9 protein-coding genes and 1 tRNA gene are annotated in these 12,251 nt (G+C 70.5%); 2 read left to right on the top strand and 8 right to left on the bottom strand.

What is annotated here, in order from left to right; translation table 11 throughout:
- Nucleotides 1-81 precede the first annotated feature (81 nt).
- From GGQ54_RS06130 to GGQ54_RS17295, 4 genes are all read right to left on the bottom strand, one after another.
- Nucleotides 82-1,269, bottom strand: coding sequence for an FAD-binding oxidoreductase (locus tag GGQ54_RS06130; protein WP_179444587.1), 1,188 nt, complete (start codon nt 1,267-1,269; stop codon nt 82-84).
- Between the two features lie 2 nt (nt 1,270-1,271).
- Nucleotides 1,272-2,750, bottom strand: coding sequence for an FAD-linked oxidase C-terminal domain-containing protein (locus tag GGQ54_RS06125; RefSeq protein ID WP_179444586.1), 1,479 nt, complete (start codon nt 2,748-2,750; stop codon nt 1,272-1,274).
- 210 nt (nt 2,751-2,960) lie between these two features.
- Nucleotides 2,961-3,722, bottom strand: coding sequence for an IclR family transcriptional regulator (locus GGQ54_RS17580; RefSeq protein WP_343045868.1), 762 nt, complete (start codon nt 3,720-3,722; stop codon nt 2,961-2,963).
- Between the two features lie 82 nt (nt 3,723-3,804).
- The gene (locus GGQ54_RS17295; RefSeq protein ID WP_179444585.1) at nt 3,805-5,931 is read right to left on the bottom strand and encodes a septal ring lytic transglycosylase RlpA family protein; all 2,127 of its coding nucleotides are present in this window, start codon (nt 5,929-5,931) and stop codon (nt 3,805-3,807) included.
- 325 nt (nt 5,932-6,256) lie between these two features.
- Between GGQ54_RS17295 and GGQ54_RS06110 the strand changes: the two genes are divergently transcribed.
- Entirely contained in the window at nt 6,257-6,610 is a 354-nt protein-coding gene (locus tag GGQ54_RS06110) for a metallopeptidase family protein (protein ID WP_343045867.1), read from the top strand.
- A gap of 81 nt (nt 6,611-6,691) precedes the next feature.
- Here the strand turns inward: GGQ54_RS06110 and GGQ54_RS06105 are convergent, their stop codons facing one another.
- The 4 genes from GGQ54_RS06105 to GGQ54_RS06090 are packed head-to-tail and all read right to left on the bottom strand — an operon-like array spanning nt 6,692 to nt 11,885.
- Nucleotides 6,692-7,027, bottom strand: coding sequence for a YidH family protein (locus GGQ54_RS06105; protein ID WP_179444584.1), 336 nt, complete (start codon nt 7,025-7,027; stop codon nt 6,692-6,694).
- Nucleotides 7,027-7,410 (bottom strand): DUF202 domain-containing protein, encoded by a 384-nt coding sequence (locus GGQ54_RS06100; RefSeq protein WP_179444583.1) that lies wholly within the window; start codon nt 7,408-7,410, stop codon nt 7,027-7,029. Before GGQ54_RS06100 ends, GGQ54_RS06105 begins: the two co-directional genes overlap by 1 nt.
- A 9-nt stretch (nt 7,411-7,419) precedes the next feature.
- A complete protein-coding gene (locus tag GGQ54_RS06095; RefSeq protein ID WP_179444582.1) occupies nt 7,420-8,118 on the bottom strand; it encodes a TCP-1/cpn60 chaperonin family protein in 699 nt (232 codons plus the stop codon).
- 38 nt (nt 8,119-8,156) lie between these two features.
- On the bottom strand, nt 8,157-11,885 hold the full coding sequence (locus GGQ54_RS06090) for an ExeM/NucH family extracellular endonuclease (RefSeq protein WP_179444581.1): 3,729 nt from the start codon (nt 11,883-11,885) through the stop codon (nt 8,157-8,159).
- Nucleotides 11,886-12,033: 148 nt separating this feature from the next.
- Here GGQ54_RS06090 and GGQ54_RS06085 point away from each other — a divergent pair.
- A tRNA-Lys gene (locus GGQ54_RS06085) sits at nt 12,034-12,106 on the top strand.
- Nucleotides 12,107-12,251: the final 145 nt, after the last annotated feature.

The following is a 12,251-nucleotide window of genomic DNA, read 5'->3' as shown; positions in this document are numbered from 1 at the left end:
TCGTTGGGGTTGGGTCGGAGGGCGCTGTTGGTGGGGGCGCTGTTGGTGGGGGCGCTGTGGGTGGGGCGATGTGGGTGGGGGTCAGAACCAGCCGGCGAACCTGCCGCGCGCCAGGCGCTGATCGGGATCCAGTGCCCGCTTGACCGCGCCCATCAGGTACGCCTCGGCCGGCGGCGGGCCGAGGGCATCCGCGAGCGCCGCCACCGCCGGCGGGCGGTCGCGCAGCAGCAGGCGCCCGCCGAGTCCGGTCGCGACGCGCCTCGAGGCGTCGATCACCCGCGCCTGGGCCTCGGGCGAACCCGCGAGCAGGACGGTCAGCGCGCCGGTGCCCAGCTCGGCGTGCCACGTGGCCGTGGCCGTCTCGGCGGCGACGCTGTCCCGCACCGCGGCGGCCGCCTCGGGCAGCCGGGAGGGGCGCACGCCGATCCGCAGCACGGTGAGCCCGTCCGCGGGCGCCGGTGGCGGCTGCCGACCGGACCAGGCGCCGGTCTGCAGGTCGGCGTTGTCTCGTTGCTCGATCTCTGCCGGAGCGTGACCGAGCCCGCGCAGGGTCGCCGCGGTGCGCTCGGCGGCGGCCGCGACCGCGGCCGCGGTGCCGTCGAAGAGGAACTCCGTGCTGCCGTCGTCGGGATCGTCGCCCGCCCAGGTCAGCGCCGCGGGCTCGACGCCACTTGCGGACACGCTGGCCGAGAGCTCGCACGCGATACGCAGGGAGCACCGTGTCAGCACGCTGGCGGTGGCCGCGGGGCGCGGATGCAGGCGCAGGATGATCTCGGAGACCAGGGCCAGTGAGCCGAGAGACCCGTGCAGCAGCGGGGTGAGGGCGTACCCTGCGACGTTCTTGATCACGTGGCTGCCCGACCGGATGACCGATCCATCGGAGAGCACCAGACGGGCGCCGATCGCGAGGTCGCGGAGGGTGCCGTAGCGGTATCGCCGGGGTCCCGCGGAGCCGGCGGCGAGAAGGCCGCCGACCGTCGCGCCGCGGGTGATCTCGGCGGGATCGAGGGCGAGCCACTGATCATGTTCGGCCAGGACGCCCTGCAGCTCGATGAGCGGGATGCCTGCCCCCACGCGCAGGCTCAGGTCGCCGGGGTGATAGGCGATCACGTCGGTCAGTGCCGTGGTGTCGATCACGGTCTCCGGCGGCTCGGGGTGCGCGCCCCATCCCTGCTTGCTGCCGGCTCCGGTGATCATGATCCCGCCGCGGGAGGAGGCGAGTGCCTCGGCGGCCTCGGCGGTGGATGTCGGACGTTCGGTCGTGGCCATGATCATCCTCGCCCGGCCAGGCCGGCCGTCTCGATCGGATGCGGCCGATAGGGTCCGGGACGTTCCCCGCACAGCCGCGGCGTCGGCAGAACCTTGCCCGGATTGCACAACCCGTCGGGATCGAATGCCGCGCGCACCCGGTCCATGGCCGCGAGATCGATCTCGGAGAACATTCGCGGCATCGAACAGGCCTTGTCGGTGCCGATCCCGTGCTCGCCGCTGAGCGAACCTCCCGCGTCGACGCAGAGCTCGGCGATCGCGGTCGACAACTGTTCGGCGCGCTCGGCCTGGTCCGGGATGCGCGCATCGTAGAGAACCAGCGGGTGCAGGTTGCCGTCGCCGGCGTGGAAGACATTGGCAACCGCCAGATCGGCCTCACGGGCCATCTCGGCGATGCGGTCCAGGACCGGGGTCAGCTTCGTTCGTGGAATCACCCCGTCCTGGACGAAATAGTCGGGGCTGATCTGGCCCATCGAGGCGAAGGCGGCCTTGCGCCCCTGCCAGATCAGGGCGCGTTCGGCCGCGTCCGCGGGAATGTGTACCGCGGTCGCGCCGTGGGCGGCACAGATCTCGCGAATCGCGGCGAAGTCCTCGTCGCACTGGCCGGCGAAGCCATCGACCTCGATGATCAGAATCGCCTCGGCCCGGGTCGACAGTCCCGCCCGAACCCCCTTCTCGACGGCAGCAATCGCCAGCTTGTCCATCATCTCGACCGCGGCGGGCACGATTCCTGCGGCGATGATCTCGCTCACGGTGTCCGCCGCCTGAGCGACGGCTGCGAAGTCGGCCACGAGCGTACGCACCGCGGCGGGTTTGGGCAGCAGCCGCACGGTCACCTCGGTGACGATGCCGAGGGTGCCCTCGGAGCCGACGATCAGGGCGAGAAGGTCGGGGCCGATCCGATCGGCGCAATCGTCGCCGAACTCGAGGATCGTGCCGTCGGCGGTGACCATGGTGACCGCGAGGACATGGTTCACGGTGAACCCGTACTTCAGGCAATGCGCGCCGCCACTGTTCTCCGCGACGTTGCCGCCGATGGTGCACACGACCTGGCTCGACGGGTCCGGGGCGTAGTAGAGGCCCAGTGGCGCCGCGTGGGTCGAGATCTCCGCATTGGTGACGCCGGGTTGGACGCGCATGCGGGCATTGGCGGAATCGATCTCGAGCACGTCCCGCATCCGGGCGAGTCCGATCACCACACCGTCGGCGACGGGCAATGCCCCGCCGGAAAGTCCGGTGCCCGCCCCGCGGGCGACGAACGGTATCCGGTGGCGGTGGCAGGCGGCCACGCACGCGGCCACCTCGGAGGTGCTGCGCGGGAGCACGACCAGGGCGGGTTGCACCCGAAAGCCGGTCAGGCCGTCGCACTCGTAGGTGCGCAGGTCTGCCGGATCGGCGAGCAGCGCGTCAGCCGGCAGGGCAGCGGCGAGTTCTCGCCGGCAGCTTGCCAGATCGCCAGGGGTAGCAACTCCGGTACCCATCGCACCTCTTCCGCTATGTGGAAACCACAATCTGCAATTCGGAAAACGATAAACACAGGCCGAGGACGCCGTCAAGGGATGCGGAAGAATCAGATGATCTTGGGCGTGCGCGAGCGGATGACCTTGGGCATGCGGAAGTCGATGATCTTGGGCATGCGGGAGTGGTCGTCGGGCCTGGTGGTGGGACGCCCGCGAACCCCGCGAGTGGGATCAGCTATCGATGTCGCGCTCAAGATCGGCGGCGAGCGCGCTTGCCACCCTCTGCAGCAGCGGGCCGATCATGTCGAGCTGGGCCATCGTCAAACGCTCGGACGGGCCGGAGATGGAAATGGCCAGCGCCCGGGGGCGCCACGGGACGGCGGTTGCGACGCAGCGCACGCCTACCTCCTGCTCGCCGTCATCGACGGCCCACCCGTGCTCACGAATGGTCGCGAGGTGGTCCAGCAACTCGTCCGCGGTCACGATGGTGCGGTCGGTCGCGGCTGCCAACCCGGTACGCGCCACCAGGCGCGCCGCTTCGTCGCGGTCGAGCTGTGCCAACAGCGCCTTGCCCACCCCGGTCGAATGCAGGCTCACCCGGCGCCCGACCTCGGTGAACATGCGCATCGCGTGCCGCGACGGAGCCTGGGCGACATAGACCGCGTGATTGGCCTCCAGCGCCGCGAGGTTCGCGGTCTCGCCGAGCTCGTCGACCAGGGTGCGCAGGTGCGGCGCGGCGACCTGGTCGAGCGCCCGCGTCGCCGCGTTGTTCAGCCGGAGCAACCGCGACCCGAGCGCGTACTCTCGTGAGGGCTCCTGGCGGACGTATCCGCCCGCGCTCAGGGTCTGCAGGATCCGGTGGATCGTGGCCAGCGGCATCCCGGTCGTGGTGGAGAGCTCGGAGAGACTGATCGAGCCCTGCGCATCGGCCATGGCCTCCAGCACCTCGAAGGCGCGGGTGAGCGACTGCACGGAGCCGCGTTCGGCGCTCACCGATCACCTCCAGCAGCAGGCAGCCCGACCGATCGCTCCAACTATGGCAGACGATCGGCGGGCCGGCCGCCGCGGATCACCGTCAGACCTTGCGCCATTCGACGTCGGTCACACCGGCGTCGAGGTCGGCGATCTTGGCGAACGCGGCCCGCGACAGGTCCAGGCAGCGGCCCTCGATGTAGGGCCCGCGATCGTTGATTCGAACCTCGACGCTCTTGCCGTTGGCCTTGTTGGTGACCCGCACCCGCGTACCCATCGGCAGCGTCTTGTGCGCGGCCGTCATGGCGTTCGGGTCGAAGCGCTCGCCGGAGGCCGTCGGCTGCGGATCGGAGTAGAAGCTCGCCTTGCAGGTCTCCGTCGCGCCGCCGCCGGAGCTCGAACCGGAGTCCGAGCCGCCGCTGGTGGCCGAGGTCTTGCTGCCGGTCGAGCTGCTGCCGGTCGATGTCCGGGTCGCCGTGGCCGTGTCCTTGAACGAGATGTGCACGTGGTCACGGTGGTTCTGGGTGTCCGAGCCGCGATCGGCCATCGAGCGCCAGCCCTCGCCGGACCGGGCCACGCTCCAGATCTTCTGGTTGAAGATCACGTAGTCGATGTTGTAGCGGCTGGCATTCGACCGTGCCCAGGCGGCGATCTCGTCGCCCAGTGCCCGGTTCGACCGGTAGTTGGGCAACATCACGTCCAGCGCGCGGCCGGTGTTGTGGTCGGAGCCGGGATCGTTGCGCTTGCCGTAGATCGTGGTGATCTGCGGGAACTCGCGCTGCACGTCGGCCAGGGCCCGCTGGGCGTTGGGGTGCAGGCCGGGCAGGCTGATCCCGCCGCCGGAGTTGTCCGGCTTGGGGTCGGACGGCTTCTTCTCGGCCAGGTACTTCGCCGTCACCCAGCGCACCGCGCCGCGGTAGACGATCTGGGCTCGCCCGTTCTCGGTCCGGCCGGTGATCTCCAGCTTCGTGCCGCGGGGGACCTCCTCGACGGTTCGCGAGTCATTGCCCGAGCTGGTCCGGATGTCGAGCGCCGTCGTGGCGTACCGCGAGCCGACCGTCTTCGGCAGTTCGTTCTTCGGCGGTGCCGGTACGCCCGGACCCTCCAGGTACGCCGCATTCACCCAGCGCACCGCGCCCTCGAAGACGATCTGCGCCATGCCGTTGCGGTAGACGCCCGTCAGGTCGAGCACGGTGCCCTTGCGGACCTCCTTGATCACGTCGAACGGCTTGCGATCGCTGGACCTGATCATCAGGTCGGCCGTCGCCTTCGCCCGCGACTTGATCGCCGGGAGCTTCGGGCCCTCGGGCTTCTTCGTCGGCGTGGGCTCGGGGCTCTTGGTCGGCTCGGGCTTGTTGGTGGGCTCGGGCTTGTTGGTGGGCTCGGGCTTGTTGGTCGGCTCGGGGCTCTTGGTCGGCTCCGGGCTCTTGCTGGGCTCGGGCTTGTTGGTGGGTTGCGGCGACGGATTCGCGTTCTCGTCGCCGGTGTCCTCATCGTCCGGGTCGGGGGCGACCGGCCGCGGGTCGCTGCCCGGGGCGGTGGTGGCCGGACCCTCGTCGACCGGGTTCGCGGTCGGGTCGCCCGAGTTGTCCTGGTTGCCCGAGTTGTCCTGGTTGCCCGAGTCCTGGTCACCCGAATCGTCCTGACCGCCGCCGGTGGAGGTGTCGTCGGTGGAATCGGAGTCGTCCTCGCGAGTGCCCCAGGTGGCGGCGAGGTACTGGGTCGCGACCCAGCGCGTCTGGCCGCGGTACTTCACCTGCGAGTAGTTGCCGGAGCGTACCCCCGTGAGCTCGACCCGCTCGCCGGTGAACAGCATGCCGACCTCGCGGTAGTTGATCGTCGCGCCGGTGCGGACATATACCTCGGTCGTCGCGTACGCCTCGCCCGTGCTCGGGGCGGCCGCCGCGCCCGACCCGGAGCCCACCCCGCGGTCGTCGATGTAGCGCGCCGAGACCCAGCCCTGCCGGCCGTCGAAGTCGACCGGCAGGAAGCCGTTCTTGCTGGGGCCGGTGGAGTCGATCGGGGCGCCGTTCGGCAGGCCGCCGATCACGCGGAACTGGGTTCCGGGGCCGGAGCGCACGAAGAGGCCGCCGTTGGCACGGACGTTGCCGGGGTCGGCGTCGGCCTGGGTGCTCGCGACGATGCCGGCGACGATGCCACCGGTGGCGAGTACGGCGGTCGCGCTCGCGCACGCGACGAGCGACTTCGTGGTACGCAGGACTTTTCGCACGATGATCCTCCCCGACGGCCTTCCCGGACCGTCGACCTGTGCTCCCCGACTGGCGATGATGTTGTCTGCCCGGGCCCGCCTCCGGACGGCCGCTTTCCCGACGGCCGGCCTGGCGGGGCGGGGGTGGGGGCGCTTCCCCGGTGAGGACCGAATCCCGATCAACACCACACCCGTCACACCCATCCCTGACGTCGCGGGACTTTAGTTACGTCTCAGAAATCTCGGCAAGCTCACGGACTGGGCCCGGATCGTTCCGCAAGCCGACACGCCGGTCGGCTCGCCTGAATTACATCTTTGTGATCCGAGGCCTCACTAGGCTGGCCGCGTGCCCGTCTCGCTGACCCTCGCCGAGTTCGATCGGCTGGTCGATCGCGCGCTCGAAACGATCCCTCCCGAGCTCGCCGCGATGGTCGACAACTGTCTGGTGATCGTGGAGCCCGACCCGCCCGAGGGGGAGCCCGACCTGCTCGGCCTGTACGACGGAATCCCTTTGACAGAAAGGGATTCCGCCTACAGTGGGGTGCTACCGGATCGGATCTTCATCTACATGAATCCGACGTTGGCGATCTGTCACACGACCGACGACGTGGTCGAGGAGGTGCACATCACCGTGGTGCACGAGATCGCCCACCATTTCGGCATCGACGACGACCGGCTGCACGAGCTCGGGTACGCCTGAGTACGCCGCCGGCCCACCGGTCGACGCTCGCCGAGGCAAAGTCTCAACCCGAGGCTGAGGTCGAGCCCGCGCGTCGGGTTCTCAGGAGTTGATCACCCAGAAGGCGGTGGCGACGCCGAGCAGCACCAGTAGGGCAGTCATCGCGGCGGGCAGCCCCGCACCCGATAGCGGCGCATTGGCATGCAGGCGCCGCTGGGCCAGCCGGTAGCGCCGCTCGGCCAGCCGGGCCAGCGCCGCCATGATCAGCACCGACGCGGTGGACAGACCGATTGCCAGCGGGATGCTGGTGTGGGCGAGCAGCCGAGCCATCACCAGCGTCGCCACCAGCAGCGACAGGGCGGTCCGCTGCCACGCCAGGCGGGTGCGTTCGTTCTGCAGGCCCGGGTCCCACGGGGCCGGGATGGCACCGGGCGGCATCAGACGACCAGAGTCACGCCGAGCGCCGCGATCACCACGACCGACAGCGCCAGTACCGGCATCATGCCCGAGCTCGGCAGTGGGTCGCCCCGCCGCAGGGCGCGCTCCTGTTGCATCCAGCGCAGGTACGCCGAGACGCCGCTGAGCACGCCGAGCCCGATCAGCAGCAGCGCGGCGACCTGGTTCTGCCAGGGCCGGTCGGGCCCGGTGCCGCCGAAGGCCGCGACGGCGACACCCGCGGCGAGCAGCGCGAGGCCCGTCCGGATCCAGGCGAGGAAGGTGCGCTCGTTGGCGAAGGTGAATCGGGCGTCCGGCTCGGAGCCCTCGCCGTAGACCCGGCGCGGCCAGCGGCGGTCGGCGGGCGGTGTTTCCGGCGGGGTCACAGCGCGATGCTAGTCCGGCTCGGCCACGCGCCGCACGATCCAACTGGCGTGGCGGTCGGCGATCCAGGCGCGGCAATCGCCGAGCTGCTCCGGCCGCAGTGCGCCGGCCTGCAGGGTCTCCCGGGGAACCGCCTCGGCGGCGGTGGCGGTGCAGATGTCGGCGGCGGCGCGTTGCTCCGCGCGTACCGCGATCAGGCCGACGGTGCCCTGCAGCGCGTTCACCTCCAGCGTGACGCGGACCTCGTCGGCGTACCCCGGGGCGACCACGATCAACGATCGCGGCGCGGCGCTGGCGCCCTCCAGCACCCCGAGCAACTCGCGGATGTCGGTCACCTCGGTGGCGCAGACGAGCACCTGAGGGTCCAGCGCGACCGCCCAGCCGGTATCGGGCTCGGTGACGAAATCCGCTGAGACCAGGCCCGCATCGACACAGCGGCTGACAGCCGTGTCGTCCATCCAGGCACGCAGCCGCGTGATCGTCTCGTCCGGCAATGGTGCGCGTTGTGTCGGCGTATGTCGGGCCTCGAGTTCGGTGAGGTACGCCGGCGCCACCGCGTCGGGACGGAAGCCCGGCACCGCCTGGGTCGGCGGGGCGTGCAGGGACCGCTGCAGATCGCGGTTGGCGATCCGGTCGGTGAGCACCCCGTAGGCGATCAGCGCGATGCCGAGGCCCAGCACGATGACGAGGCCCCACTGCCACGGCTCCATGCCCCAAGGGTGGCCGGAGCCGCGGCAGGTGTCGAGCCTCAGTCCCGGCGCCGCACCGCCAGGGCCAGGCCGGCCAGCGCGGCGGCCGCGCCGAGCGCGCCCAGCCAGGGACCCGGACCGCCCGTGTCGGCCAGCGGCCCGGTGCCGGTTCCGGCCGGGCCGTTGACGTTCCCGCCGTCGCTATTGCCGGGGTCGCCGGGCGCGGTGGTCGGCGCCGTCGTGGGGCCGGTGGGCTCGGTGGTCGGGCCGGTCGGTTCCGTGGTCGGGCCGGTCGTGGTCGGGCCGGTCGTGGTCGGGCCGGTGGGCTCGGTGGTCGAGACGCTCGGCTCCGTCGTGGGGCCGGTCGGCTCCGTGGTGGGGCTGGTCGGTTCCGTGGTGGGGCCGGTGGGCTCCGTGGTCGGGCTGCTCGGCTCCGTCGTGGGGCTGGTCGGTTCGGCGGTGATGGTGATGGTGTCCCAACCGATCAGGTCGCCGTTCGCGGCGTAGATCGCGATCCGGTGGGCACCGGTCAGATCGCTCGGCAGCGTCACCTGGATGGTGCCCTGCTCGCTGATCTGGCGGCTGCCGAGGTAACGCGGCTCACTGAACAGCCAGGCCCCGACCCATTCGCCGGGCTGCCGCCCGAAGATGCGGATCGTGATGGTCGAACCGGGCGTCGCGAAGGCTGGGCAATTGATCGCGCCCTCGGTCTCCGCGGTCAGCCCACCCTCGGCCGGCGGTACGGCGGGAATGGTTTCCCCGGGGGTGCCGGTCGGGGTCGCCGTCGGTGACGGAGCGCCAGTCGGAGTTTCCGACGGGGTCGGGTTCACGGTTGGGGTCTCGGTGGGAGAAGGGCTGGCCGTGGGGGGTTTCGACGGGGTCGGGTTCACGGTTGGGGTCTCGGTGGGAGAAGGGCTGGCCGTGGGGGGTTTCGACGGGGTCGGGTTCACGGTCGGGGTCTGCGTGGGGGACGGGCTGGTGGTGGGGGACTCGCTGGGAGACGGCGTGGTGGTCGGGGTCTCGGTGGGAGACGGGCCGGCCGTGGGGGTTTCCGAGGGGGTCGGGGTCACGGTCGGCGTCTCGGTGGGAGACGGTGTGGCGGTCGGGGTCTCCGACGGGGTCTCGGTGGGAGACGGGCTGGCGGTGGGGGTTTCCGACGGGGGCGAGGTTGGCGTCTCGGTGGGGGTCGGCGTGACCGTCGGGGTCTCCGACGGGGTCGCCGAGGGAGACGGCGTCGGGGTCGGCTCGACGGCGAACCTGAAGCCGACGAGGACGGGGTCGTGATCACTCGCCCGATAGGCGTCCGGGCGGTAGAGGGCCTGCTGGGCCGGCTGCTTGAACCGGGTGGTGTAGTCGATCAACGGCACCTCGTCGGCATTGGTGTGCCAATCGGCCGCACCGGTGATCATGGACGCCACCGATTCGCTCGCCAGCACGTGATCGAGCGATCCGACCTGACCGTCGAACACGTAGCTGTACTGCTCGTCGCCGTGCAGCGAGGGAACCAGATCGGTGTATCCGGCACCCGCCAGCGTGGCGATCGGGTCCTCCTTGTTGTAGGCGTTGAAGTCGCCCACCAGGAAGCGGTGCGGGCTGCCGGATCCGGTCGGGTCGCTGGCCAGCCAATCGGCCTCGGCCTGCGCCGCCGCGGTGCGCGTGCGGTTGCAGTTGCCCTGCCCGTTCGGGTCGAGCGGATCGCCGATGTCGTCGCAGTCCGAGCCCTTCGACTTCAGATGGTTGACCGCGACGGTGAACTTCTCCCGGCTGGCCAGGTCGGTGAAGGTCTGCGCGATCACCGGCCGGTTCTTCGAGTCGATGAACCGCGGATCGACGGAGCTGTCGAGGATCGCGTGAGCACCGGCCGGAGCCACTGTCGCGGGGTTGTAGATCAGCGCGGTGGTGATCACGTCGGTGCCGACGGTCCCGGTCTCGACGGCGGCCCAGCGCTGCGTACCGGCCGCATCGTTCAGCGCCGCGACCAGCGTCTTGAGCGCCACGTCGTCGTTGTTCTCGATCTCCAACAGGCCGACGACATCGGCGTCCATCGCGTTGATCGACGCGACGATCTTCGCCTCCTGACGATCGAACTCCTCAGGAGTCGTCGCGCCGCGCGAGTTGAGCGTGGTGAAGTAGTTCAACACGTTCATCGACGCAACCTTCAGCGGAGCACCGGAAGCGACGGCCTGCGGCGCCGCCGCAGGCTCGCCCGCGGCCAGTGGCGCCGGTGGTGCACCGGCCGCGGTCGGAGCGCCGGGAGCCGGCGGCGGCGCGTCCGCACCGGTGACATCCGGTACGCCGGGTCGCGGGTTGAGCGCGGTGAACTCGGCGCCGACGGTCGGCTGGAGCCGCCACTTGTCGAAGCGGTAGTCCATGATCGCGGTGACATTGGTCAGTTGATCACCGCCGCGGAAGGAGTTCTCGACGGTGAACTCGCTGCCGTTCGGGTGGCGCGCCGGGTCCGGGTTCTGTCGGCTGCTGCCGTCGTCGAGCGTGATCCGGTTCTGAGCGTTCTCGGCCGCCAGCGCCCGGGCCTCCGGGCTGCCGGGGGCGAAGAGCTGGGTCGGCTGGTAGGTGCGCTTCGAGCTCAGCACGATCTCGCCGTATCGGCCGTAGTTGTAGTACTCGTTGATCACCAGCGGCTGGGCGTAGTTCACCAGCATGCCCTCGATGCGCTCGTAGGTTGCGCTGTCCGCGGGCAGGGTGAGCTGCACCGGCGGCGGCAGCGGTTGGCCGCTGGCACAGGTGATCACATTGCTGGCGGAGATCTGGGTGCCGCCCTGGTACTCGGTGGCGCTGCCGGTGACGCGCACCAGATCGCCGGGAGCGACCGCCGCGCCGTTGCGCGCGTAGACGAAGATGCCGTCCGACGTCGCATCGTCGCCGTCGCCGCCGTCCTGGACGAAGTAGCCGTTCAGGCCGCCGGCGGTGAAGTCGCCTGTCACCACGCCCTGGACGGTGACCGTCTGGCCCTGCATCGGCGTGCTCGCACCGGTGCCCTGCACCGCCCCGATCAAGGTGGCGTCCGCTGCGCACTCCTCGCCTGGGGTCGGCGTCTCGGTGGGGCTGGTGGTCGGCGAGGACGTGGGGCTCGCGGTGGGTGAGGATGTCGGGGTCGCGGTGGGCGACTCGCTGGGCGTACCACTCGGGGTCTCGGTCGGGGAATCGGACGGCGACGGGGTCTCGTCACCGCAGCTCGTCTCGTGCGTACCCAGTCCGTCGAAGGTGTCGGTCGGGTACGCCACCCACTGCGCGGCGGGGTCGAAGGCATCGTTCGGGTCCGTGTCGCCGGCGCAGACCGACGGATCGCGACGGAGCGTGGCATTGGCGGTGCGGACATCGCCCGACCCCCAGCCGGCGGAGCCCGGGTCCTCCCCGACGCGACCGAAGGAGTCGATCACTGTGCCGCCGCGGGAGATCACGATCGCGTCATTGCCGTTCCACAGCCCGGAACCAGTGGTCTGGTCGGCGTAGTTCGCGAGCAGGTTCGATGCGTAGACGAACGTGTCGTTCGGCGCGACGGTGCCCGTCAGGCCGAGCCGGCTGCCGCTCGTCGATCCGTTGTTGTAGAGCAGTACGTCGTAGTCGGCCAAGTTGATCTCGGCATCGGTCCCGTTGTAGAGCTCGAGCGCCTTGTTGGTGCTCGTGCCCTCGACGTACTCACTGATGATCAGATCCGTGGGCGCGGCCGCGGCGGCGGGCGACCCGGAGAGGGCGATCACCCCTCCGGAGACGGCGATCACCAGCGCGGCACCGATCCCGGCGTACCGGTGCGACGAACGTACGGACATGGGGGACCCTCCCTGGGTGGCGGCGGACCCGACCGACGCTATTGGGCTCGCGGGGGTGGGTGTGTGTCGCCCGGGTGAACGGTCAGTGACGCTTCCCGAATGCGGCCGGCGCGCGGGGTCACGGCTAGGATGTCTCGCGCGACGCGCGGGGCCTCTAGCTCAATTGGCAGAGCTGCGGACTTTTAATCCGTAGGTTGTGGGTTCGAGTCCCACGGGGCCCACAATTCAGACCTAGTCACATGCCTGACGTGGGCGTTGTGGCTTGAAGCAACGGTCAACGGCTCCGCGAGGCGGAGCGGCGTCAGTCACGAGTTGCGGGAAGCGTGGCACCTCAGAGCTGCTCACCTTGGCAGGCGAAAGGCCGCG

The organism is Naumannella cuiyingiana, from assembly GCF_013408305.1.
GTDB classification, from domain to species: domain Bacteria; phylum Actinomycetota; class Actinomycetes; order Propionibacteriales; family Propionibacteriaceae; genus Naumannella; species Naumannella cuiyingiana.
This window is presented reverse-complemented; position numbering and strand designations above follow the sequence as displayed.